At 63.9% G+C, this 23,548-nt stretch carries 20 protein-coding genes; 16 read left to right on the top strand and 4 right to left on the bottom strand.

The features are described from left to right. The first annotated feature begins 6 nt into the window (after positions 1–6). The 3 genes from ACXZ1M_RS10640 to cobA are packed head-to-tail and all read left to right on the top strand — an operon-like array spanning position 7 to position 2,260. Positions 7–810: an ABC transporter ATP-binding protein gene (locus ACXZ1M_RS10640; protein WP_459053132.1), complete on the top strand. Its 804-nt coding sequence runs from the start codon at positions 7–9 to the stop codon at positions 808–810. Between the two features lie 17 nt (positions 811–827). Further along, entirely contained in the window at positions 828–1,502 is a 675-nt protein-coding gene (locus tag ACXZ1M_RS10635; RefSeq protein ID WP_459053131.1) for a methyl-accepting chemotaxis protein, read from the top strand. Between the two features lie 2 nt (positions 1,503–1,504). After that, positions 1,505–2,260: a uroporphyrinogen-III C-methyltransferase gene (gene cobA / locus ACXZ1M_RS10630; protein ID WP_459053130.1), complete on the top strand. Its 756-nt coding sequence runs from the start codon at positions 1,505–1,507 to the stop codon at positions 2,258–2,260. Between the two features lie 2 nt (positions 2,261–2,262). Here cobA and ACXZ1M_RS10625 read toward each other — a convergent pair whose 3' ends face one another. Then, positions 2,263–2,619 (bottom strand): iron chaperone, encoded by a 357-nt coding sequence (locus ACXZ1M_RS10625; protein ID WP_459053129.1) that lies wholly within the window; start codon positions 2,617–2,619, stop codon positions 2,263–2,265. A 308-nt stretch (positions 2,620–2,927) separates the two neighbouring features. Between ACXZ1M_RS10625 and ACXZ1M_RS10620 the strand changes: the two genes are divergently transcribed. Genes ACXZ1M_RS10620 through ACXZ1M_RS10580 form a run of 9 tightly spaced genes read left to right on the top strand, consistent with a single transcriptional unit; the run spans position 2,928 to position 15,445 of the window. Continuing rightward, entirely contained in the window at positions 2,928–4,232 is a 1,305-nt protein-coding gene (locus ACXZ1M_RS10620; RefSeq protein WP_459053128.1) for an MFS transporter, read from the top strand. A gap of 13 nt (positions 4,233–4,245) precedes the next feature. Next, entirely contained in the window at positions 4,246–6,777 is a 2,532-nt protein-coding gene (nirB, locus tag ACXZ1M_RS10615) for a nitrite reductase large subunit NirB (protein WP_459053127.1), read from the top strand. A gap of 10 nt (positions 6,778–6,787) precedes the next feature. Next, complete coding sequence (gene nirD, locus ACXZ1M_RS10610; RefSeq protein WP_373989195.1) at positions 6,788–7,135, top strand: nitrite reductase small subunit NirD; 348 nt, start codon at positions 6,788–6,790, stop codon at positions 7,133–7,135. Continuing rightward, a complete protein-coding gene (locus ACXZ1M_RS10605) occupies positions 7,132–8,346 on the top strand; it encodes an NAD(P)/FAD-dependent oxidoreductase (RefSeq protein ID WP_459053126.1) in 1,215 nt (404 codons plus the stop codon). Before nirD ends, ACXZ1M_RS10605 begins: the two co-directional genes overlap by 4 nt. 19 nt (positions 8,347–8,365) lie before the next feature. Continuing rightward, entirely contained in the window at positions 8,366–11,086 is a 2,721-nt protein-coding gene (locus ACXZ1M_RS10600) for a molybdopterin-dependent oxidoreductase (RefSeq protein WP_459053125.1), read from the top strand. A gap of 55 nt (positions 11,087–11,141) precedes the next feature. Continuing rightward, the gene (locus ACXZ1M_RS10595) at positions 11,142–12,512 is read left to right on the top strand and encodes a glutamine synthetase family protein (protein WP_459053124.1); all 1,371 of its coding nucleotides are present in this window, start codon (positions 11,142–11,144) and stop codon (positions 12,510–12,512) included. Between the two features lie 54 nt (positions 12,513–12,566). Beyond that, entirely contained in the window at positions 12,567–13,694 is a 1,128-nt protein-coding gene (locus ACXZ1M_RS10590) for an ABC transporter ATP-binding protein (RefSeq protein ID WP_459053123.1), read from the top strand. Between the two features lie 12 nt (positions 13,695–13,706). Further along, a complete protein-coding gene (locus tag ACXZ1M_RS10585; RefSeq protein ID WP_459053122.1) occupies positions 13,707–14,612 on the top strand; it encodes an ABC transporter permease subunit in 906 nt (301 codons plus the stop codon). After that, positions 14,609–15,445, top strand: a complete 837-nt coding sequence (locus ACXZ1M_RS10580; protein ID WP_459053121.1) for an ABC transporter permease — start codon at positions 14,609–14,611, stop codon at positions 15,443–15,445. The genes ACXZ1M_RS10585 and ACXZ1M_RS10580 overlap by 4 nt, the downstream gene beginning before the upstream one ends. Positions 15,446–15,479: 34 nt before the next feature. Here the strand turns inward: ACXZ1M_RS10580 and pdxR are convergent, their stop codons facing one another. Next, a complete protein-coding gene (pdxR, locus tag ACXZ1M_RS10575; protein ID WP_459053120.1) occupies positions 15,480–16,970 on the bottom strand; it encodes a MocR-like pyridoxine biosynthesis transcription factor PdxR in 1,491 nt (496 codons plus the stop codon). A 95-nt stretch (positions 16,971–17,065) separates the two neighbouring features. Here pdxR and ACXZ1M_RS10570 point away from each other — a divergent pair, with 95 nt between their 5' ends. The 4 genes from ACXZ1M_RS10570 to ACXZ1M_RS10555 are packed head-to-tail and all read left to right on the top strand — an operon-like array spanning position 17,066 to position 22,102. Further along, positions 17,066–17,818, top strand: coding sequence for a gamma-glutamyl-gamma-aminobutyrate hydrolase family protein (locus tag ACXZ1M_RS10570; protein WP_459053119.1), 753 nt, complete (start codon positions 17,066–17,068; stop codon positions 17,816–17,818). Between the two features lie 19 nt (positions 17,819–17,837). Next, positions 17,838–19,208 (top strand): glutamine synthetase family protein, encoded by a 1,371-nt coding sequence (locus ACXZ1M_RS10565; protein ID WP_459053117.1) that lies wholly within the window; start codon positions 17,838–17,840, stop codon positions 19,206–19,208. A gap of 13 nt (positions 19,209–19,221) precedes the next feature. Beyond that, entirely contained in the window at positions 19,222–20,610 is a 1,389-nt protein-coding gene (locus tag ACXZ1M_RS10560) for an aspartate aminotransferase family protein (protein ID WP_459053116.1), read from the top strand. Between the two features lie 10 nt (positions 20,611–20,620). Then, positions 20,621–22,102: an aldehyde dehydrogenase gene (locus ACXZ1M_RS10555; RefSeq protein ID WP_459053115.1), complete on the top strand. Its 1,482-nt coding sequence runs from the start codon at positions 20,621–20,623 to the stop codon at positions 22,100–22,102. On the opposite strand, the gene panB is transcribed toward ACXZ1M_RS10555, so the two are convergent. Then, complete coding sequence (panB, locus tag ACXZ1M_RS10550) at positions 22,099–22,977, bottom strand: 3-methyl-2-oxobutanoate hydroxymethyltransferase (RefSeq protein WP_459053114.1); 879 nt, start codon at positions 22,975–22,977, stop codon at positions 22,099–22,101. The genes ACXZ1M_RS10555 and panB overlap by 4 nt on opposite strands. 15 nt (positions 22,978–22,992) lie before the next feature. Beyond that, positions 22,993–23,532 carry a 2-amino-4-hydroxy-6-hydroxymethyldihydropteridine diphosphokinase gene (gene folK / locus ACXZ1M_RS10545; protein WP_459053113.1) on the bottom strand — a complete coding sequence of 180 codons (540 nt, stop codon included), beginning with the start codon at positions 23,530–23,532 and terminating at the stop codon, positions 22,993–22,995. Positions 23,533–23,548: the final 16 nt, after the last annotated feature.

The raw sequence follows: 23,548 nt of genomic DNA, 5'->3' as shown, positions 1-23,548 counted from the left end.
GCGATCATGGACGAATCCAAATTCATCGATATCGAAGGCGTGGAGATGGTGTTCCACACCAAGAAGGGCATCTTCCACGCGCTGCGTGAAATCGACCTGACGGTGCGCAAGGGTGAATTCATCACCCTGATCGGCCACTCGGGCTGCGGCAAGTCTACGCTGCTCAACCTGATTGCCGGCCTGCTGAAGCCTAGCGACGGCGTGCTGTTGTGCGCCAACCGCGAGATCGCCGGGCCGTCGCCGGAGCGCTCGGTGGTGTTCCAGAACCATTCGCTGCTACCGTGGCTGACCTGCTACGAGAACGTGTATCTCGGCGTGGAGCGCGTGTTCGGCAAGGTTGAATCGAAAGCGCAGCTGAAGGAGCGCACCATGGCGGCGCTGGCGCTGGTGGGCCTGACGGCCGCCGAAGCCAAGCGCCCGCATGAAATCTCGGGCGGCATGAAGCAGCGCGTCGGCATCGCCCGCGCGCTGGCCATGGAGCCGAAAGTGCTGCTGATGGATGAACCCTTCGGCGCGCTGGACGCGCTGACCCGCGCCCACCTGCAGGATGAACTGCTGAAAATCGTCGCCGCCACCAAGTCCACCGTGGTGATGGTGACGCACGATGTCGATGAAGCGGTGCTGCTGTCGGACCGCATCGTCATGATGACCAACGGCCCGGCCGCCACCATCGGCGAAATCGTCGATGTGCAGCTGGAGCGTCCACGCGACCGCGTGGCGCTGGCGTCGGATGCGAAGTACATGGAATACCGCACGGCGGTGCTGGAATTCCTGTACCGGAAACAGGCGCATCCCGTGAAGGCCGCTTAAATAAAGGAGAAACAACGATGCACATGCACGCGCCCATGCCACCAGCCACCGGCTCCCATGCCGGCAAACCATTGCCGGGAGAAGTCTTCGGCGCCCTGATCAACTTGTCCGGGCGTCGCCGCTTCACCTCGCAGCGGCTGGTGCTGTACGCCGTGCTGGCATCGCAGCAGCAGGAAGGCGCGGCGGCGATAGCGCAGGAGACGCTGACGCTGTTCCGTGGCGCGCACAAGTCGCTGCTGACCGATGGAGATGGCCTGCCGGGCGTGTTCTGCCCGGAGCTGGAGCAGGCCTACTTCGGCAAGTTGCAGGGCGACCGCGAGATCACCGCCTTTGCCGACCTGGCCGAGCGCACCCTGAGGGCCATCGCGCAGAATGCCCGCGACAGCGGTGAGCTGCTGGCGGAGCTGGTGCGCATCACCACGCCCACGCTGGCGATCCTGAACCAGATCACCGGCATCTACGAAGAGCAGTCCAAGTTGCATGCGCGCCTGATGAAGAAGCAGCTGCGCGGCGTGATTACGGATATCGAAACCATTAACCGCCAGGCGCGCATGGTGGCGTTCAACGCGCGTATCGTGGCGGCGAGGGCCGGGCAGGCGGGCAAGGAGTTCTCGGTGGTGGCGGGCGTGCTGTCCTCCATCAGCGGCGAGATAGACGAAATGGTGGCGGCCGCACTGGCCGCAGCGGGGTAAATATGGGCAGCGTAACCTTGGTGGGCGCCGGTCCCGGCGACCTGGAACTGTTGACCTTAAAGGCCGTGCGGGCCATCGAACGCGCGGACGTGGTGCTGATCGATGATCTGGTCAATCCTGAAATATTGAACTTTGCGCCATCGAGCGCACGCGTGATCCAGGTCGGTAAGCGTGGCGGCTGCGCCTCCACGCCGCAGGAATTCATCGAGCGCCTGATGATCGCCGAGGCGCGCGCCGGCAACCGCGTGGTGCGGTTGAAGGGCGGCGATCCTTATATGTTCGGCCGTGGCGGCGAGGAGCGCGCCTCCTTGCGCGCGGAAGGCATCGAAGTCGAGGTGGTGCCGGGCATCAGCAGCGGCCTGGCGGCGCCCACCAGCATCGGCATTCCGGTCACGCACCGCGCGTGGAGCCAGGGCGCCACCTTCGTCACCGGCCATGGCAAGGACGAAGCGTCGGAGCCGAATTGGGCCGCGCTCGCGCAAAGCAAGCTGACACTGGTGATCTATATGGGCGTGGCCCGTGTGGACAGCATCCAGAGCGGCCTGCTGTCCGGCGGCGCCCCGGCCGACACGCCGGTCGCCGTGGTGCAATCGGCCACCCGCGCCAACCAGCAGCAATTGATCACCACCCTCGGCCAGCTGCCGCAAGCCCTGCGCGACAGCGGCCTGGGTAGCCCCAGCATCATCATCGTCGGCGACGTGGTCCGCTGCGCCGACGCCTGGCAGGAACTGGCCGCACCTATCCGCGCCAGCGCGTAGCGTTAATCCAGCTCCGCCAACCTTGCGCGCACCAGGTCCGTCAACAGATTCCGGTCGATCTCCCAATCCACCGGAATCTGGAAGCAGTTCTTGAAGACGACATATGGCCGCAGCCGCTCCTGGAAGACCTCCATCACGAACACGCTCCATGGGGCGAGCGTCAGGTGCTTCTTGTATGCGGCCAGGCCCATCACGTAGTCGCCGCCGCGATGAATCTGCGGCACATTCCACGCCATTTTGAGCGCCAGCTCAGGAAATGCCTCCAGGGTGAAGGCGATGACGGCCTTCAGCGTCGCCGCCTTGGTGGCGTCCTGCGACGCCAGGTAATCCTCCACCGATGTGAATTTTGCTGTGCCCACTGCGCCTCCATGGCTTGCGATAAATGCACCGGCCTGGCGCACCCATAGCGTGCATTATGCACCGCGATATCGCACCGCACCATAGCGCGCAGCCGCCGTAAAACCGCTCTTCCCCCTGCACAAGCCGTTTTCAGCGGGTGGCACGGCTCTTGCAATACAGAGGCTAAGGGATCAACGGCGATCTCCCCGAAGTACACGAATTCATAGCTGGTCCAAGGACGGACTGGCAGGACAACGGCGTCCGCCCAACCCAGTCTTTGAGGCCTGGTTGCGCGGACGCCTTTTTGTTTTCTGAACGGGATAAAAAAATGGCCAGCAAAGCTACCAGCATCAAGCTCTTTTCGATTTCAACGCCTCAGATGCGGGCGTTCCACTTGACCTGGATGGCGTTCTTCGTCTGCTTCTTCGCGTGGTTCGCCTGCGCGCCGCTGATGCCGGTGATTAAAGGCGAGTTTGGCCTGAGCGTCGCGCAGATCGCCAACATCAATATCGCGGCGGTTGCCGTCACCATCATCGTCCGCCTGATCATCGGCCCGCTGTGCGACCACTTCGGCCCGCGCAAAGCCTATACCGGCTTGCTGCTGCTGGGTTCCATCCCGGTGATCGGCGTGGCCTTCGCGCAGAGCTACGAGAGCTTCCTGTTCTTCCGCCTCGCCATCGGCGCGGCCGGCGCCAGCTTCGTCATCACGCAGTACCACACCTCGGTGATGTTCGGCCCTAAAGTAGTGGGCACCGCCAACGCGGCGGCCGCAGGCTGGGGCAATGCCGGCGGCGGTGCCGCGCAAGCGGCCATGCCGCTGCTGATGGCCGCCATGGTGATGCTCGGCGTGGGCGAAGGCTACGGCTGGCGCGCAGCGCTGATCGTGCCGGGCGTGCTGATGATCGTCATGGCCTTCGTCTACTATCGCTTTACCCAGGATTGCCCGCAAGGGAACTTCACCGAACTGCGCGCCGCCGGCATTACGATCGAAGGCGGCAAGAAAGGCGGCTGGGATTCGTTCAAGCTGGCCGCGACCAACCACCGCGTATGGCTGCTGTTCATTACCTACGGCGCCTGCTTCGGCATCGAGATCTTCATCCACAACATCGCCGCCGTCTACTACGTCGACCACTTCAAGCTGACGCTGGCCCAAGCCGGCATGGCGGCTGGCAGTTTCGGCCTGCTGGCGCTGTTCGCTCGTGCACTCGGCGGCTGGGTGTCGGACAAGCTGGCCGTCAACGGCAACCTGAATAACCGCGTCGTCCTGTTGTTCGTGCTGATGCTGGGCGAAGGCGCCGGCCTGCTGATGTTCGCCAACGCCGGCAGCGCCGCACTGGCCATCGCCGCCATGCTGTTCTTCGGCCTGTTCACCCACATGGCTTGCGGCGCAACCTACGCCGTGGTGCCATTCGTCGACAAGCGCGCCCTGGGCGGCGTGGCCGGCATCATCGGCGCCGGCGGCAACGTAGGCGCCGTCGCGGCGGGCTTCCTGATGAAGGGCACCGGCGACGTGCAGCAGACGCTGAGCATCCTCGGCGTGCTGGTCGCCATCTCCGCCCTGTGTGCACTGGCGGCGCGCTTCAGCAGCGCCGCCGTAGAAGAATCCGCAATCGCCACCAAGCTGGCTGCTTAAAAGGAAACGCATCATGAAAATTATCGTCATCGGTCACGGCATGGTTGGCCACAAATTCCTGGAAAGCCTGGCCAACAGCGGCGCCGCCAACTTGCAGGTGACGGTGCTGTGCGAAGAGCCGCGCCCTGCCTACGACCGCGTGCATCTGTCGGAATTCTTCTCCGGTAAAAAGGCGGAAGACCTGTCGCTGGTGAAGCCGGGCTTCTTCGACCGCGACGACATGGTGCTGCGCCTGAACACCCGCGCCACCGCCATCGACACCAAAGCTAAAACCGTCACCATCGCCGACGGCAACGTGCTGGCCTACGACAAGCTGGTGATCGCCACCGGTTCCTTCCCCTTCGTGCCGCCGCTGCCGGGCAAGGAGCGCAAGGACTGCTTCGTCTATCGCACCATCGAAGACCTGGAAGCGATGCTCGAATGCGGCAACCGCTCGAAGACCGGCGTGGTGATCGGCGGCGGCCTGCTGGGCCTCGAATGCGCCAAGGCCCTGCGCGATATGAAGCTGGAAACCCACGTGGTGGAATTCTCGCCGCGCCTGATGGCGGTGCAGGTGGATGATGGCGGCGGCCGCGTGCTGCGCCGTAAAATCGAAGAGCTGGGCGTGACCGTCCACACGGGTAAGAACACCACCGCCATCGTCGACGGCGTCGATGGCACCCACCGCATGGAATTCGCCGACGGCGGCCATCTGGATGCCGACATGATCGTGTTCTCGGCCGGTATCCGTCCGCGCGACATGCTGGCCAAGGAAGCCGGCCTGACCATCGGCCCGCGCGGCGGTATCGAAATCAATAACAACTGCGTCACCTCCGACCCGGACGTGTATGCCATCGGCGAATGCGCGCTGTGGGGCGGCATGATCTTCGGCCTGGTGGCGCCGGGCTATGAAATGGCGCGCGTCGCCGTCAAGCACATGCTGGGCGAAGCGGGCGAATTCGCCGGCGCCGACATGAGCACCAAACTGAAATTGATGGGCGTGGACGTGGCCTCCATCGGCGACCCGCACGGCAAGGAAGAGGGCAGCCACTCCTACCAGTTCATCGACGAGCGCAAACAGATCTACAAGAAGATCGTGGTGTCCAGCTGCGGCAAGTACCTGCTGGGCGGCGTGATGGTGGGCGACGCCAGCGAGTACGGCACGCTGCTGCAGATGATGCTGAACAAAATCGAACTGCCGGAATCGCCGGAGTTCCTGATCCTGCCGCAGTCGGACGGCGCGGCCAAGCCGGCGCTGGGCGTGGATGCGCTGCCGGACGGCGCGCAGATCTGCTCCTGCAACGACGTATCGAAAGGCACGCTGTGCGCCGCCGTCGCCAACGGCGCCTGCACCATCGGTGAACTGAAAAGCTGCACCGGCGCCGGCACCGCCTGCGGCGGCTGCGTGCCGCTGGTGACGCAGGTGATGAAGGCCGAGATGAAGAAGCAGGGCATGGAGGTGAACAACCATGTCTGCGAACACTTTGCCTTCTCGCGCCAGGAGTTGTTCCACCTGATCAAAGTAGGCCAGATCAAGACCTTCCCGGACCTGTTGCATAAGCATGGAAAGGGCCTCGGTTGCGACGTCTGCAAACCGCTGGCCGCCAGCATCCTGGCCACCGTCTACAACGACTTCGTGCTGAAGAAGGAACACGCCAGCCTGCAGGACACCAACGACTACTTCCTCGGCAATATCCAGAAGGACGGCACTTACTCGGTGGTGCCGCGCATGCCGGCCGGTGAGGTCACGCCCGACGGCTTGATCGCGGTTGGCATGGTCGCCAAGAAGTACGGCCTGTACACCAAGATCACCGGCGGCGCGCGCGTCGACATGTTCGGCGCCCGCGTCGAGCAGCTGCCGCTGATCTGGGAAGAACTGATCGCCGCCGGTTTCGAATCCGGCCACGCCTACGGCAAGTCGCTGCGCACCGTGAAGTCTTGCGTCGGCTCGACCTGGTGCCGTTACGGCGTCGATGATTCCATCGGCCTGGCGGTCGAACTGGAGAATCGTTACAAGGGCCTGCGCACGCCGCACAAGATTAAGTTCGGCGTCTCCGGTTGCACCCGCGAGTGCGCCGAAGCGCAGGGCAAGGACGTGGGCGTGATCGCCACCGAAAAAGGCTGGAACCTTTATGTGTCCGGCAATGGCGGCATGAAGCCGCGCCACGCCGAACTGCTGGCGACGGAACTTGACAAGGAAACGCTGATCAAGTACATCGACCGCTTCCTGATGTTCTACAGCCGCACCGGCGACCGCCTGCAACGCACCAGCACCTGGCGCGAGAACCTGGAAGGCGGCCTGGATTACCTGAAGGATGTCATCGTCAAGGACAAGCTGGGCATCGCCGCCGAGCTGGAAGCGGACATGCAGCACGTGGTTAACACCTATGCCTGCGAGTGGAAGGAAGCCGTGGAAAATCCAGAGACCCGCAAGCGCTTCCGCCACTTCGTCAATAGCGACAAGGGCGACCAGAACGTGCTGTTCCTGGAAGAGCGAGGCCAGATCCGCCCGGCCACCATCGAAGAACGCAAGCGCGTTATCCCTATCGCAGTCAAGGCAGCTTGAGGAGAATTATATGCACCGTGATATTCAAACCGATAACTGGATCGCCGTCTGCAACCTGGACGACATCGTGCCCAACACCGGCGTGTGCGCGCTGCTGAACGACGCCCAGGTAGCCGTGTTCCACGTCGACGACGGCGAAGCACGCGTGTTCGCCATCGATAACTACGATCCGAATTCGGAAGCCTCCGTGCTGTCGCGCGGCCTGGTCGGTTCGCTGGGTGAGCGCATCGTGGTGGCATCGCCAATCTACAAGCAGCACTTCGACCTGCAAACCGGCGAATGCCTGGAAGCGCCCGAGCACTCGGTCGGCACCTATCCAGCCCGCGTGGCCGACGGCAAAGTCTGGGTCGGTTTATGAAACCCGCGCTGGTCGTCATTGGCAACGGCATGGCCGGCATGCGTACAGTCGAAGAACTGTACAAGCTGGCGCCGGACATGTACGACATCACCGTGTTCGGCGCCGAGCCGCACGGTAACTACAACCGCATCCTGCTGTCGCCGGTGCTGGCGGGCGAGAAGAGCATCGACGACATCATGCTCAACACGCGCGAATGGTACGTCCAGCACAACATCACGCTGCACGCCGGCGACCCGGTGGTGCACATCGACCGCCGCAAGCGCATCGTGCGTGCGCAGTCAGGGCTGGAAGTCCGTTACGACCGCCTGCTGATCGCCACCGGCTCCAAGCCTTTCATCATTCCTGTGCCGGGCCACCAGCTGAAAGGCGTGCTGGCCTTCCGCGACATCCAGGACGTGGAAACCATGCTGGCGATGGCGCGCAATCACCGCAACGCTGTGGTGATCGGCGGCGGCCTGCTTGGCCTGGAGGCCGCCAACGGCCTGCAACGCCAGGGCATGAGCGTGACCGTGGTCCACGTGACCGAGGCGCTGATGAACCAGCAGCTCGACAAGCCGGCCGCGCTGCTGCTGCAAAAAGCGCTGGAAGCGAAAGGCCTGAAATTCATGATGGGCGCGCAGACCGAGGAAATCCTAGGTCCTGACCGCGTGACCGGCGTGCGCTTCAAGGACGGTACTCTGATCCCGGCCGACCTGGTGGTGATGACCGCCGGCGTGCGACCGAATATCGAGCTGGCGAAATCGGCCGGCCTGCATTGCGAACGCGCCATCGTGGTGGACGACACGCTGCAAACCTACGACCCGCGCGTCTACGCCGTGGGCGAATGCGTGCAGCACCGCAGCGCCACCTTCGGCCTGGTGGCGCCGATCTGGGACCAGGCGCGCGTCTGCGGCGCCCACCTGGCCGGCGCCGGCGTGCGCCGCTATGTACAGCAAACCTCGCCGACCCGCCTGAAGGTCACCGGTGTCGATCTGTATTCGGTCGGCGATTTCGTCGGCGGCGAAGGCAGCGAAGACCTGGTGTTGCGCGATGCGCGCCGTGGCGTCTATAAGCGCCTGGTGATCAAGGATGGCCGCGTCACCGGCGCCGTGCTGTATGGTGACGTGAAAGACGGTCCCTGGTATTTCGGTTTGATCCAGAACCGCGCCGATATTACGCCGATCCGGCAAACCCTGTTATTTGGCGAGGCCCTGTCCAACCGGGCCGCGTGATTTTAAAGCGAGAAGCATCTTGAACCTGTCCACCGACCATCTGGCTGTCCGTACCACTTGTGCATACTGCGGCGTTGGCTGCGGCGTGCAGGCCACGCCGCTGGCCGACGGCACGATCGCCATCGCCGGCGACAAGCAGCACCCGGCGAACAAGGGACGCCTGTGCGTCAAAGGTTCCGCGCTGGGCGAAACGGTGGGGCTGGAAGGCCGACTGCTGTATCCGCAGGTACGCGAATCTGATGGCCTGCGCCGCGCATCGTGGGACGAAGCGCTGGACAAAGTGGCCGGCGCCTGGAAGACCATCATCGCAGAACACGGCCCGGATGCGGTGGCGCTGTACGTCTCCGGCCAGTTGCTGACCGAGGACTACTACGTCGCCAATAAACTGATGAAGGGCTATATCGGCAGCGCCAACATCGACACCAACTCGCGCCTGTGCATGTCGTCCGCCGTGGCGGGTTACAAGCGCGCCTTCGGCGAAGACCTGGTGCCGGTCTGCTATGACGACCTGGAACTGGCCGACATGGTGGTGCTGGTCGGCTCCAACACGGCGTGGTGCCATCCCATCCTGTTCCAGCGCATCCTCAAGGCCAAGGAGGCGCGCCCGGAGATGAAGCTGGTGGTCATCGATCCGCGCCGCACCGCCACCTGCGAGCTGGCCGACATGCACCTGCCGGTCAAGGCCGGCACCGACGTCTGGCTGTTCAACGGTCTGCTGAGCTACCTGTCGCGCATCGGCGCGGTCGATCCGCGCTTCATCGCGCAGCACACCAACGGCTTCGACGCCGCGCTGGAAGTAGCCAACGTCGATTGCAGCGACCCTGCCGTGGTGGCCAAGATCTGCCGCATCGAACTGCCGGTGCTGCTGGAGTTCTACGAACTATTCGCCGCCACCCGCAAGACCATTACCGCCTACTCGATGGGCGTGAACCAGTCCTCGGCCGGCACCGACAAGGCCAACGCCATCATCAACTGCCACCTGATCGGCGGCCGCATCGGCAAGCCGGGCATGGGACCGTTCTCCATCACCGGCCAACCGAACGCCATGGGCGGGCGCGAAGTGGGCGGCTTGGCCAACATGCTGGCCGCGCACATGGACCTGGAGCGCGCCGAGCACCGCGAAGTGGTGCAGACCTTCTGGGAATCGCCGGCCATGGCCGACAAGGGCGGCCTGAAGGCGGTGGACCTGTTCAAGGCCATTGAAGAAGGCAAGGTCAAGTCGGTATGGGTGATCGCCACCAATCCGGTGGTCAGCCTGCCGGACGCCGACCAGGCACGCCGCGCGCTGGAGAAGTGCGAGCTGGTGATTTCGTCCGACATCATGCAGAACACCGACACCACCGCCTATGCCGATGTGCTGCTGCCGGCGCTGGGCTGGGGCGAGAAGGATGGCACGGTCACCAACTCCGAGCGCCGCATCTCGCGTCAGCGCGCCTTCCTGGCGGCGCCCGGCGAAGCGCTGCCGGACTGGAAGATCCTGTCGCTGTTCGCGCAGCGCATGGGCTACAGCGGTTTCGATTTCTGCGGCCAGCACGGCGTGTTCGATGAACACGCGCGTTTGAGCGGCTTCCGCAACGCCGTTGGCGACGTGCCGCGCGCTTTCGATATGTCCGGCCTGGGCGGCTTGAACCAGCGCGAGTACGACGATCTGGAGCCAACCCAGTGGCCGGTGCGCCGCACCGCTTCCGGCGAGCTGCAGGTGGAGATGCGTCTCTTTAAAGACAACGTCTACGCGCATGCGGACGGCAAGGCGCGCTTCATCGCCACCGCGCCGCGTGCGCCGATGCACGCCGTCAGCGAAGACTATCCGCTGTCGCTCAACACCGGCCGCGTGCGCGACCAGTGGCACACCATGACGCGCACCGGCAAGTCCGCTACGCTGGCCGACCACATCGCCGAATCCTTCGTCGACATGCATCCACAGGATGCGCTGCTGAGCGGCGTGCGTGAAGGCGAACTGGCGCGCGTTACCTCCGCCTGGGGCGCCATGGTGGCGCGCGTGCAGCACGGCGGCGGCATTCCGCGCGGCGCCATTTTCATTCCGATTCACTGGAACGGCCAGACCGCTTCCGATGCGCGGGTGGGCGCGGTGGTCAATCCGGTGGTCGACCCGGTATCCGGCGAGCCTGAGTTCAAGCATACACCGGTGCGCGTGGAGCAGTTCCGCGTCAACTGGCACGGCTTCATCCTGAGCCGCGCCGAAGTGGAGCTGGACAGCGTGGCCCACTGGACCCGCATCCAGGGCCGCGAATTTGCGCGCTACGAACTGGCCGGCCGCAACACCATCAAGAGCCATGCCGATTGGGCGCGTGAGCTGCTGGGCGTGCAGGACCTGGACGCCGACTGGCTCGAATACGAAGACCGCACCGCCGGCGTGTACCGCGCCGTACACGTGGTGAACGACCGCATCGACCAATGCATCTTCGTCTCGCCGCGCCAGGACATGCCGTCGCGCGCATGGCTGGCCAGCCTGTTCGCCAAGGAGCAGTTGAGCGAGATCGATCGCGTCGGCCTGCTGGTCGGCATGCCGGTGGAGAAGGGTGCCGATACCGGCCCTACCGTGTGCTCCTGCTTCGGCGTGGGCCGCAACACCATCTGCAACGCCATCATCGAAAAGGATTTGAAGACGGTGCCGGAAGTGACGGCCTGCCTGCAAGCCGGCGGCAACTGCGGCTCCTGCGTCCCGGAGATCAAGAAGATACTGGTACAAACGCGCGTGGAGGCAGCCGAAGCACAGTAAGCAAGGTTGTGCTTATGGTAAGCTAGACTTGTCGAACGCAACCTAGAGCGCACACATGTCTATCCGTGAAAATTTCTCCGATGCTGATATGGACCAGTGGCTCAACGAAAACCGAGTCACTGAAATCGAATGCCTGGTGCCCGACCTGACGGGCGTGGCGCGCGGGAAGATTCTGCCGCGCGCCAAGTTCACGCAGGAGCGCGGCATGCGCATCCCGGAAGCGGTGCTGGGCATGACCGTCACCGGCAACTACCCGACCGAGGACGCGGCCTACGACCGCGCCATCTCCAACACCGACCGCGACATGATCCTGCGCGCGGACCCCGGCAGCATCACGGCCGTGCCGTGGGCCATCGACCCGACCGCGCAGGTGATCCATGACTGCTATTTCGCCGACGGCACGCTGGTCGACTTCGCGCCGCGCTCCGTGCTGCGTCGCGTGCTCAAGCTGTATGCGGATAAAGGCTGGCAGCCTATCGTCGGGCCGGAGCTGGAGTTCTACCTGACCGAAAAGAACATCGATCCCGACCTGCCGCTGAAGGCGCCGATCGGCCGCAGCGGCCGTTCCGAAACCACGCGCCAGGTCTACAGCATCGACGCGGTCAACGAATTCGATCCATTGTTCGAGGACATCTACGACTACTGCGCGTTGATGAACCTCGATGTCGACACGCTGATCCACGAAACCGGCGCCGGCCAGATGGGCCTGAACTTCCAGCACGGCGATGCGATGGCGCTGGCCGACAATGTGTTCTACTTCAAGCGCACCTTGCGCGAGGCGGCGCTCAAGCACGATATGTACGCCACCTTCATGGCCAAGCCGATGGCCGGCGAGCCCGGATCTGCCATGCATGTGCACCAGAGCGTGAGCGACGTCGCCACCGGCCGCAATATCTTCAACCAGCAGGACGGCTCGCCGTCGCCGCACTTCCGCCATTACATCGGCGGCCTGCAGCGCTACACGCCGGCGGCGATGGCGATCCTGGCGCCGTATGTGAATTCCTACCGCCGCATCGTGCGCCACACGGCCGCGCCGATCAATATCCAGTGGGGCATGGACAACCGCACGGTGGGCTTCCGCATTCCGATCTCCGGCGTCGAGCAGCGCCGTGTCGAGAACCGCATCATCGGCGCGGACGCCAATCCCTACCTGGCGATGGCGGTCACGCTGGCCTGCGGCTACCTCGGATTGATCGACCAGCTGGAGCCGACCGCCATGTACACCGGCAGCGCCTACGACCATATGTACGAGCTGCCGCAAGGCTTGCCGCAAGCGCTGGACATGCTGCGGCGCGAGGACCGGCTGCGCGAAGTGCTGGGCGAGCGCTTCATCGACGTCTACACCGCCATCAAGGAACTGGAACACCAGGAGTTCATGACCGTGATCAGCCCCTGGGAGCGGGAACACTTATTGCTCCATGTTTGAGCACTGCCTTTATAATCACCGGTTTGGCAAATATTATTTTACCTTTCTAATAACATGACCATAGAGCGAGCTGCTGAACCTTTCCTCCTGATCCGCAACCTGGTTAAGGAATTCGATGGCGTCCGCGCCGTCAATGACGTATCGGTGGCGATCAACAAGGGCGAAATCTTCGCACTGCTGGGCAGCTCGGGCTGCGGCAAATCGACCCTGCTGCGCATGCTGGCCGGCTTTGAAACGCCGACCTCCGGCGCGATCACGCTGGCGGGGCAGGACATCGTCAGCGTGCCGCCTTACCAGCGCCCGATCAACATGATGTTCCAGTCGTACGCGCTGTTCCCGCACTTGTCGGTGTGGGACAACATCGCCTTCGGCCTGCGCCGCGACGGCCTGCCGAAAGACGAAATCGCCGCGCGCGTGGAAAAGATGCTGGGATTGGTGCAGCTGACCGACTACGCCAAGCGCAAACCGCACCAACTGTCGGGCGGCCAGCAGCAGCGCGTGGCGCTGGCGCGTTCGCTGGCCAAGCGTCCGCAGTTGCTGCTGCTGGACGAGCCGCTCGGCGCATTGGACAAGAAACTGCGCGAACGCACCCAGATGGAACTGGTCTCCATCATCGAGGAAGTGGGCGTAACCTGCGTGATGGTCACCCACGACCAAGACGAAGCCATGAGCATGGCGACCCGCATCGCCGTGATGAGCGCGGGCCGCATCTTGCAGGTGGGCGCTCCGGACGAAATCTACGAAACGCCGAACTGCCGCTTCGTGGCGGACTTCATCGGCAGCGTCAACCTGTTCAACGGCAGCGTGGCGGTGGATCAACCGGATCACGTGATCATCGATACGCCTGAAGGCAAGCATTACGTCACCCACGGCATTACCGGCACCATGGGCATGCCGGTGTCGGTGGCCGTGCGTCCAGAGAAGATCGCGGTGCAGGCCGAGGCGCCGACGCTGGAGCAGCGCGCCAACGCGGCCGAACATGGCTACAACTGCGTGCAGGGCACCATCACCGGCATCGCCTACTTCGGCAACGAAACCAGCTACCACGTCACGCTCGACAGCGGCATGGTGGTCAAGGTCTCGCGCACCAACGCCGCGCGCCACGACGAATCGGCGCTCAAGCGCGATCAGCGCGTGTACGCATGGTGGGATGGCGCCGACGTCGTCGTGCTGACCAGCTAAGGCAGGGTGGACATGAAATCCCTCAAGAACCTGCTCAAGCATCCGGGGCGTTCGGCGGTGATCGCCGTGCCGTTCCTGTGGCTGGCCTTTGCTTTCCTGATTCCGTTCCTGATCGTGCTGCGCATCAGCTTCGCCGACCTGGACTCCGGCGACGGCGGCCCCTTCGGCACCTTGATGACGGTGGTGGACGGCGTGCTGACGCTGAAGATCAAGTTCGGCAACTACCTGTTCATCGCGCAGGACGAGCTGTATGCGATCACCTATCTGAACTCGATCAAGTTCGCCGCGATCACGGCGGCGCTGTGCCTGGCCATCGGTTATCCGTTCGCCTACTTCATGGCGCGCGCCAAGCCGGCCATCCGCCCGGTGCTGCTGATGCTGGTGATGATGCCGTTCTGGACCTCCTTCCTGCTGCGTATCTACGCGTGGAAGGGCATCCTCGCCAACAACGGCATCCTCAACAGCTTCCTGTTGGACCTGGGCATGATCTCCGAGCCGCTGCAGCTGATGAACACCCAGTTCTCGCTGTTGATCGGCATGGTGTACGCCTATTTGCCGTTCATGATTTTGCCGCTGTACGCCAACCTGGTGAAGATGGACGTGCGCTTCATCGAGGCGGCGGCCGATCTTGGTGCGACGCCGTGGCAGACCTTCTGGCGCATCACCGTGCCGCTGTCGAAGTCCGGCATCATCGCCGGCACCATGCTGGTGTTTATCCCGGCGGTGGGTGAGTACGTGATTCCCGAGCTGCTGGGCGGCCCCGAGACCTTGATGATCGGTCGCCAGCTGTGGGATGAATTCTTCACCAATAACGATTGGCCGCTGGCGTCCTCGGTGACGGTGGTGGTGATCCTGCTGATTCTTGTGCCCATGGCGATCTTCAATAAATATCAGGCCGAGCAGGAGGCGCGCAAATGACCCAGTTACTGCATCGTTGGTTCGGGCGCGGCTGGCTGTCGCTGGGCTATCTGTTCCTCTACATTCCCATCGTGGTGCTGGTGGTGTTCTCGTTTAACAGCTCGCGCCAGGACATGGTGTGGAGCGGGTTTTCGCTGCAGTGGTATGCGGCGCTGCTGAACGACCAGGAGATCATCAGCGGCTTCGGGCTGTCGCTGCGCATCGCGCTGCTGACGGCATGCGGCTCGGTGGTGCTGGGTACTTTTGCGGCGTTTGTGCTGGACCGCTACCAGCGCTTCACCGGCCGCACGCTGTTCACCGGCATGGTGAGCGCGCCGCTGGTGATGCCGGAAGTGATCATCGGTTTGTCGCTGCTGCTGATGCTGGTGTCGGTGCAGAAGATGTTCGGATTCCCGGAGCGCGGGCTGGTGACGATCTGGCTGGGCCATACGCTGCTGGGCATGGCCTACGCGACGGTGGTGGTGCAATCGCGCCTGCGCGAGATGGACAAGTCGCTGGAGGAAGCGGCCATGGATCTGGGCTGCCGCCCGTTCCAGGTGTTCTTCCTGGTGACGCTGCCGAACATCAAGCAGGCGCTGGGTTCCGCTTGGCTACTGACGTTCACGCTGTCGCTGGATGACGTGGTGCTGTCGGCCTTCCTGTCCGGCCCCGGTTCATCGACCATGCCGATCGTGATCTTCTCGCGTGCGCGCCTGGGCCTCGATCCGCGCGTGAACGCGGTAGCGGCGCTGACCATCCTGGTTGTGTCGATCGCCGTCATCGCATCGAGTCTCTACATCGCCCGCGCCGAACGCCGACGCTCGAAACAGATTTCGAGCGCCGCCAAGGGGTGATGGGGCAAGCAGCGCCAATTATCGCCGACGCTCTTTACGGCAGCACCTCGGCGGCGATGATGGCGCCTAGTTGCACGCCATAGTCGGTAATTTGCTCCGGCGTGCAGTAGGCGTAACCCACCAGCAGTCCGCGCCGCATCTGCGCCTTGAGGTAGTAGGTGGACAGCGCCTTGACCGAGATGCCCAGCGCCGCCGCGCGCTGCGCCAGCACCACATCGTCCACCGTGTCGGGCAATTCGACCACCAGGTGCAGGCCTGATTCTTCCTTCGATATGGTGACGCTCTGCGGCAGCTGCTGCGCCAGCATGCGGCGCAGCAGTTCGCGCCGCGCGCCGTAGGTCTGGCGTATCTTGCGCACGTGGGTGGAGAAGTGGCCTAGCGCGATGAAGTCCGTCAGTGTGGCCTGCACCGTCAGCTGGCCGGGCCGCTGCAGGTCATACAGCGCGCTGCGGAACGCGTCGATCAGCGCCGGTGGCACCACCAGGTAGCCCACCTTGATGCCGGGGTAGAGCACCTTGGAGAAGGTGCCCATGTACAGCACGCGGTCCGCGTTGTCGAGGCCTTGCAGCGCTGCCAACGGCCGGCCGGTGTAGCGGAATTCGCTGTCGTAATCGTCTTCCAGTATCCACGCGTCCTTGCGCACCGCCACGTCCAGCAATTCGCGGCGGCGCGCGAGGCTCATCACCGCGCCGGTGGGATACTGGTGCGAGGGCGTGACGTAGATCAGGCGCGGCTTGCTGGCCAGGTCGGCCGCCGACAGGGCGATGCCGTCGTTGTCGACGGTGATGGGCCGCAGCCTCAGTTCGCGCGCCTGGAACGCGCGGCGCGCGCCCCAGTAGCACGGGTCTTCCACCCACGCGGTGTCGCCCACATCGGCCAGCAATTGGGCGCACAGGTCCAGCGATTGCTGGGTACCTGCGGTAATCAGCACCTGTTCCACTTCCACCTTCACCGAGCGCGACATGCGCAGGTACTCGGTGATGGCCTGCCGCAGCGGCAGGTAGCCGCCGGACTGGCCGTAGTCCAGCAGGTCGTTGCGCGCTTCGCGCCAGACGCGGTTCTGCAGCCGCTGCCACAGCTTGAACGGGAACGATGAGAAGTCCGGATCGCCCGGCGCAAAAGGCTGTATCTCGAACTGCGGGCCGGCCGCGTAGCTGGTCAACTGCTGGCCGCGACGCGACAGGCGCACCGTTGACGGTGTGGCGGCGCGCTGTTGTGGCGCCGACCCCACACCGCGCATGCTGGCGCTGTGCGCCTGCAAATCGGCCACATAGGTGCCGCTGCCCGCCGCGCTGGTCACATATCCCTCGGCCGCCAACTGCTCGAACGCGGCAATGACCGTATTGCGCGAAATGCGCAGATCCCGCGCCAGATCACGGCTGGACGGCAGTTTGCTGCCCGCGCCCAGCCGCTGCTGGTGGATCGCGGCCTTGGCCGCCTCGTAAAGCCGGCGTTGCTGCGGAAGGCGGGGATGGAAGCCGGATTGCGCCAGCGCGGACGCCAGCAGGTCGGAAGTAGGAGACATCAAAAAAGTGGTTCTATCTAATATCAATAAGTGGCACTCTACATGATACCAAAATAGGCATATCATTTAGTTAAATCAAACAGATGAAAGCTTCTATGCGTAGCCCTGTCGTTTTGGTTCCCGCGTGCGTCAACCAGATAGGCGCACATCCGTATCACACCGCGCAGCTCAAGTACGTGGCCGCCGTGGCGGACGGCGCGCATTGCACGCCGCTGATCGTGCCGGCGCTGGGCGCGGCCACCGACTTTGAAGCGTTGCTGGCGGTGGCGGACGGCGTGATGCTGACCGGCTCACCGTCCAACGTCCATGCCGGCCTGTATGGCGAAGAGGTGCTGGACCCCACACTGCCGCAGGACGCGGCGCGCGACGCCACCACGCTCCCGCTGATCCGCGCCGCCATCAAGCGCGGCATTCCACTGCTGGCGATCTGTCGCGGCTTCCAGGAAGTGAATGTGGCGCTGGGCGGTTCGCTGCACCAGGCGGTGCATGCGGTAGCCGGCATGGCCGATCATCGCGAAAACAAGGAACACACACTGGACCAGCAATACGCGCCGTCGCACCGCGTGCTGCTGGACCCCGGGGGGCGCATGGCGCAGATCCTCGACGGCGTGGCCGAGATCAAGGTCAACTCGCTGCACGGGCAGGGCATCAATCGCCTGGCGTCGGGCCTTGTGGCAGAGGCGCGCGCCGACGACGGTTTGGTGGAAGCCTACCGCGTGGCGGACGCCAAGGGATTTACGCTCGCGGTACAGTGGCACCCTGAGTGGCGCTTTTCCGAGAATCCGGACTCCGTCAAATTATTCAGAGCCTTTGGCGACGCTTGCCGCGCCTACAAGGCCATCCGATAAAAACAAAAGAGAGAAGCAAATGGCAATTCGAGAAAATTTTACCTACACCGATATGGACCTGTGGCTGAACGAGAAGCACGTCACGGAGATTGAATGTTTGGTGCCCGACCTGACCGGCGTGGCGCGCGGGAAGATCCTCCCACGCGGTAAATTCACCCAGGAGCGTGGCATGCGCATTCCTGAAGCGGTGCTGGGCATGACCGTGACCGGCAACTACCCCACCGAAGACGCGGGCTACGACCGCGCCATCTCTAGCACCGATCGCGACATGATCCTCAAGGCCGATCCCACCACCATCACCATGGTGCCATGGGCCACCGATCCCACCGCGCAGGTGATCCACGACTGCTATTTTTCCGATGGCCGCCTGGTCGACTTCGCGCCGCGCTCCGTGCTGCGCCGCGTGCTCAAGCTGTATGAGGACAAAGGCTGGAAGCCTGTGGTGGCGCCAGAACTGGAGTTTTACCTCACCGCCAAGAACGCCGATCCGGATCTGCCATTGAAACCGCCGATCGGCCGCAGCGGCCGCGCCGAAACCAGCCGCCAGGTCTACAGCATCGACGCGGTGAACGAGTTCGATCCGCTGTTCGAAGACATCTACGATTACTGCGAGTTGATGAACCTGGACGTGGATACGCTGATTCACGAAATCGGCGCCGGCCAGATGGAGATCAACTTCCTGCACGGCGATCCGTTGGGACTGGCCGACAAGGTGTTCTTCTTCAAGCGCACTTTGCGCGAAGCGGCGCTCAAGCACGATATGTACGCCACCTTCATGGCCAAGCCGATGGCGGGCGAGCCGGGTTCCGCCATGCACGTGCACCAGAGCGTGGTGGATGCGAACACCGGCAAGAACATCTTCAGTTCCGAGGACGGTTCCGCCTCGCCGCTGTTCAAGCATTACATCGGCGGCCTGCAGCGCTACATGCCGTCGGCGATGGCGATCGTGGCGCCGTATGTGAATTCGTACCGCCGCATCGTGCGCCACACGGCCGCGCCGATCAACATCCAGTGGGGTATGGACAACCGCACCGTGGGCTTCCGCGTGCCGGAATCGGGCGTGCAGGACCGCCGCGTGGAGAACCGCATCATTGGCGCGGACGCCAATCCGTATCTGGCGCTGGCGGTCACGCTGGCCTGCGGCTACCTCGGCATGGTCGACCAGCTGGAGCCGACGCCGATGACCACCAACAGCGCCTACGACCTGAAGGTCGAACTGCCGCAAGGCCTGCCGGAAGCGCTGCAGCTGCTGCGCCGCGAGGACAAACTGCGCACGGTGCTGGGCGACCGCTTCATCGATGTTTACGCCGCCATCAAGGACCTGGAGCATCAGGAATTCATGACCGTCATCAGCCCGTGGGAGCGCGAGCACCTGCTGCTGCACGTTTAAGCGAGGACACACCATGAGCGACTACGATACCGCCGCCATCCAGAAGCTGGACGCGGCACACTATATGCACCCGTTCACCGACCACAAGGCGCTGGGCGAGAAGGGTGCGCGCGTGATGGTGCGCGGCGAAGGCATCTATCTGTGGGATTCGGAAGGCAACAAGATCATCGACGGCATGTCCGGTCTGTGGTGCGTGAACGTGGGCTACGGCCGCACCAGCATCTCCAAGGCAGTGTATGAGCAGATGGAGACGCTGCCGTTCTATAACAGCTTTTTCAACACCACCAACGTTCCGGCGGTGAAGCTGGCGGCCAAGCTGGCGCAGATTTCGCCGCCGCAGTTCAACCACGTGTACTTCACCGGTTCCGGCTCGGAAGGCAACGACACCAATCTGCGCATGGTGCGCCGCTATTGGGATGTGCGTGGCTACAAGGATCGTCACACCATCATCAGCCGCCACAACGCCTATCACGGCAGCACGGTGGCCGGCGCTTCGCTGGGCGGCATGTCGGGCATGCACGAGCAGGGCGGCTTGCCGATTCCCGGCATCGTGCATATCGGCCAGCCGAGCTATCTGGAATCCGGCAAGGGCATGACCGAGGACGAATTCGGCATCGAGGCCGCGTCCTGGCTGGAGAAGAAGATCCTCGAAGTCGGGCCTGAGAAAGTCGCGGCCTTCATCGGCGAGCCGATACAGGGCGCGGGCGGCGTGATTATTCCGCCTGCCACCTACTGGCCAGAGATCCAGCGCATCTGCGACAAGTACGAAATTTTGCTGATCGCCGATGAAGTGATCTGCGGCTTCGGGCGGCTGGGGCGCTGGTTCGCATCGGAGCTGTTCGGCATCAAGCCTGACCTGATCACGTTTGCCAAGGGGGTCACGTCCGGCTATGTGCCGTTGGGCGGTGTGCTGGTGGGCGACCGCGTGGCCAAGGTGCTGATCGAGCAGGGTGGCGAGTTCAATCACGGCTTCACGTATTCCGGCCACCCCGTCGCTTGCGCGGCGGCGCTGGAGAATATCCGCATCATCGAGGATGAAAAGCTGATCGAGCGCGTGGCCAATGAAACCGGGCCTTACCTGAAGAAGCGTTTCGCCGAACTGGCCGATCATCCGCTGGTGGGTTACGCCGACAGCTGCGGCTTTGTGGCCGGCTTGAATCTGGTGCGCAGCAAGGGCGCCACGGTGCACGAGAACGTGGCGTTCGATGAATCGCTGGCCGTCGGCATGGTGTGCCGGGGCTATATGTTCAACAACGGGATGATCATGCGCGCCGTGGGCGACCGCATGATCATCGCGCCGCCGCTGGTGATGACCACGGCGCAGATCGACGAGATGGTGGCGCAGATACGCCACTGCCTCGACCTGACCTACGCCGACATCAAACAGCGCGGCTGGCTGTAAGGAGAATCTTATGGGTATATGGCATGACAAGGCCGCCGCTTTGCAGGCAGACGGCCGCGCCTTCATCGGCGGTGAGCGGGTGTGGGCGAAATCGGAACAGCAGTTTGAAAACCTGTCGCCTATCGATGGCCGCTCGCTGGGCATGGTGGCGCGTTGCGATGGCGCCGACGTGGACCTCGCCGTTGCGGCGGCGCGCGCGGCGTTCGAGGACGGCCGCTGGTCCGGCAAGTCGCCGGGGCAGCGCAAGCGGGTGTTGATCAAGTTCGCGGATCTGATGCAGAAGTACGGCCCCGAGCTGGCGTTGCTGGAGACGCTGGACATGGGCAAGCCGATCAAATACAGCCAGAGCGTGGACGTGGGCGGCGCCGCCAACTGCATCCGCTGGTATGGCGAGGCGATCGATAAGATCTACGACGAGATCGCGCCGACGGCGGCCAGCAGCCTGGCGCTGATCACGCGCGAGCCGGTGGGCGTGGTGGCGGCCATCGTGCCGTGGAATTATCCGATGCTGATGGCGTCCTGGAAGATCGGGCCGGCGCTGGCGGCGGGGAATAGCGTGGTGCTCAAGCCGTCCGAAAAGTCGCCGCTGACGGCGCTGCGGCTGGCGGAGATCGCGCTGGAGGCGGGCGTGCCGCCGGGCGTGTTCAATGTGCTGCCGGGGTATGGCGCGGAGGCCGGTGCGGCGCTGGCGCTGCACATGGACGTGGATTGCATCGGCTTCACCGGCTCCACGCGCGTGGGCAAGCAGATCATGCAGATGGCGGGGCAGTCGAACCTCAAGCGGGCGTGGACGGAGTTGGGCGGCAAGTCGGCCAACATCGTGTGCGCAGATTGTCCGGACCTGGATGCGGCGGTGGAGGCGGCCATTGGTTCGATCTTCTTCAACCAAGGCGAGAGCTGCAATGCGCCTTCGCGTTTGTTTGTGGAGGAGTCCATCAAGGAGCGCTTCCTGGAGAAGGCGCTGGCCATGGTGCCCGCGTATCAGCCGGGCGATCCGCTGGACGAGAACACCGTTATGGGTGCGATTGTCGATGCGACGCAGCTGAAAACGGTGATGGGGTATATCGAGGCCGGCAGCGCAGGTGGTGCGCGCTTGCTGGCGGGCGGCAGGCAGGTGCGCGCGGAAAGTGGTGGCTACTATGTTGAGCCGACCTTGTTCGATCAGGTGGACAGCAGCATGACCATCGCGCGCGAGGAGATCTTCGGACCGGTGTTGTCGGTGCTGAGTTTTACGGATGTGCAGGATGCCGTGCGACAGGCCAACGCCACGCCTTACGGTTTGCACGCGGCGGTGTGGACTTCGGATTTGAGCAAGGCCATCCAGACCTCGCGCGCGCTACGTGCGGGCACGGTGCACGTCAACCAATACGACGGCGACGATATCACCGTGCCCTTCGGCGGCTACAAGCAATCGGGCAACGGCCGCGATAAATCCCTGCACGCCTTCGATAAATACACCGAGCTGAAAACCACCTGGATACAGATAGGTTAGAAGCAGTGTTCCAGCGCCGGGAAGCTGCCGTCTTTGACGGCGGTGACGTAGGCGGAGATGGCGGCGTCGATGCTGGTCTGGCCGTCCATGAAGTTTTTCACGAAGCGCGCTTTGCGGCCCGGGAAGACGCCCAGCAGGTCGTGCATCACCAGCACCTGGCCCGAGCAGTCCGGACCCGCGCCGATGCCGATGGTCGGTATCGCCAGCAGGTCCGTGACTTCTTTACCCAGCGCCGATGGAATCGCCTCCAGCACCAGTAGCGAGGCGCCGGCCGCTTGCATCTTCAGCGCGTCTGATTTCAGCAGGTCGGCGCTTTCGGTGGTTTTGCCTTGCACCTTGTAGCCGCCCAGCTGGTGCACCGATTGCGGCGTCAGGCCCAGGTGCGCGCACACTGGAATCGCGCGGTCGGTCAGGAATTTGACGGTGTCGGCCAACCATGCGCCGCCTTCGATCTTGATCATGTGCGCGCCGGCCTGCATCGCCTGCACGGCGTTGGCATACGCGGTTTCCGGCGTGCCGTAGGCGCCGAACGGCAGGTCGGCCACGATCATCGCGGACTTGGTGCCGCGCGCCACCGAGGCGGTGTGATAGACGATGTCGGCGACGGTGACCGGCAACGTCGATTGGTGGCCGGCGCAGACCATGCCCAGCGAATCGCCGATCAGCAGGATCTCAACGCCGCAGCGGTCCATCAGCGAGGCGAAGCTGGCGTCGTAGCAAGTCAGCATGGTGATCTTTTCACCGGCCGCGCGCAGCGTCGCCAGCGTGTTGACGGTGACTGCTTTGGTGACGGCCGCTTTGGCCGGTGCAGGTGCGTTGGCGTCGGCGAGCTTTTGGCTCGCTGCCAGTTCGGTTCCTTGCAGGTATCCAGACATGATAAATCCTTTTATTTAGAGAGGGCTGACGCCCTGGTCGGCCACGCCGGCGGCATATTGCGCCGCCGCGCCGTGACCTGGAATATGGATGGCCGGCGCCAGTTCCAGCAACGGCACCAGCACGAAGGCGCGCTCGGTCATGCGCGGATGCGGCACCGTCAGCGTGGAGGTGTCGATTACCGCGTCGCCGTACAGCAGCAGGTCGAGGTCCAGCGTGCGCGGGGCGTTGCGGTAGGGGCGTTCGCGGCCGTGTGCCTGTTCGATGGCTTGCAGCGCCTGCAGCAGCGCTTCGGCGTTTAAGGTGGTGGCGATGCGCGCCACGGCGTTGATGTAGTCGTCGCCGCTGGAGTCGATCGGCGCGGTGCGGTACAGGCCCGATGCCGCCATCAGCGTGCAGCCGGGCTGGCGCTGCAGGCGGTCCAGCGCGTCCAGCACGTTGGCGCGGGCGTCGCCCAGGTTGGCGCCGATGCCGATGTAGGCGATGGTGAAGCCGAACGGCGCCTGGTCATCCTTGAGGCTTGCAGGCCCGAGGCCTGCGGTTGTGACGGTGTGCATGATGCGGTGACGGTAG

This window comes from Duganella paludis (assembly GCF_054461335.1).
Note: the sequence above shows the minus strand (reverse complement) of the source record. Positions and strands in the feature narration are given on the sequence as shown.

Coding starts and splice junctions, on each gene's coding strand:
- ACXZ1M_RS10620 (WP_459053128.1), top strand. CDS start 2,928: ATGGCCAGCAAAGCTACCAGCATCAAGCTCTTTTCGATTTCAACGCCT.
- ACXZ1M_RS10640 (WP_459053132.1), top strand. CDS start 7: ATGGACGAATCCAAATTCATCGATATCGAAGGCGTGGAGATGGTGTTC.
- ACXZ1M_RS10605 (WP_459053126.1), top strand. CDS start 7,132: ATGAAACCCGCGCTGGTCGTCATTGGCAACGGCATGGCCGGCATGCGT.
- ACXZ1M_RS10635 (WP_459053131.1), top strand. CDS start 828: ATGCACATGCACGCGCCCATGCCACCAGCCACCGGCTCCCATGCCGGC.
- ACXZ1M_RS10555 (WP_459053115.1), top strand. CDS start 20,621: ATGGGTATATGGCATGACAAGGCCGCCGCTTTGCAGGCAGACGGCCGC.
- cobA (WP_459053130.1), top strand. CDS start 1,505: ATGGGCAGCGTAACCTTGGTGGGCGCCGGTCCCGGCGACCTGGAACTG.
- ACXZ1M_RS10580 (WP_459053121.1), top strand. CDS start 14,609: ATGACCCAGTTACTGCATCGTTGGTTCGGGCGCGGCTGGCTGTCGCTG.
- folK (WP_459053113.1), bottom strand. CDS start 23,532: ATGCACACCGTCACAACCGCAGGCCTCGGGCCTGCAAGCCTCAAGGAT.
- ACXZ1M_RS10565 (WP_459053117.1), top strand. CDS start 17,838: ATGGCAATTCGAGAAAATTTTACCTACACCGATATGGACCTGTGGCTG.
- nirD (WP_373989195.1), top strand. CDS start 6,788: ATGCACCGTGATATTCAAACCGATAACTGGATCGCCGTCTGCAACCTG.
- ACXZ1M_RS10570 (WP_459053119.1), top strand. CDS start 17,066: ATGCGTAGCCCTGTCGTTTTGGTTCCCGCGTGCGTCAACCAGATAGGC.
- ACXZ1M_RS10595 (WP_459053124.1), top strand. CDS start 11,142: ATGTCTATCCGTGAAAATTTCTCCGATGCTGATATGGACCAGTGGCTC.
- panB (WP_459053114.1), bottom strand. CDS start 22,977: ATGTCTGGATACCTGCAAGGAACCGAACTGGCAGCGAGCCAAAAGCTC.
- ACXZ1M_RS10590 (WP_459053123.1), top strand. CDS start 12,567: ATGACCATAGAGCGAGCTGCTGAACCTTTCCTCCTGATCCGCAACCTG.
- ACXZ1M_RS10560 (WP_459053116.1), top strand. CDS start 19,222: ATGAGCGACTACGATACCGCCGCCATCCAGAAGCTGGACGCGGCACAC.
- pdxR (WP_459053120.1), bottom strand. CDS start 16,970: ATGTCTCCTACTTCCGACCTGCTGGCGTCCGCGCTGGCGCAATCCGGC.
- ACXZ1M_RS10585 (WP_459053122.1), top strand. CDS start 13,707: ATGAAATCCCTCAAGAACCTGCTCAAGCATCCGGGGCGTTCGGCGGTG.
- nirB (WP_459053127.1), top strand. CDS start 4,246: ATGAAAATTATCGTCATCGGTCACGGCATGGTTGGCCACAAATTCCTG.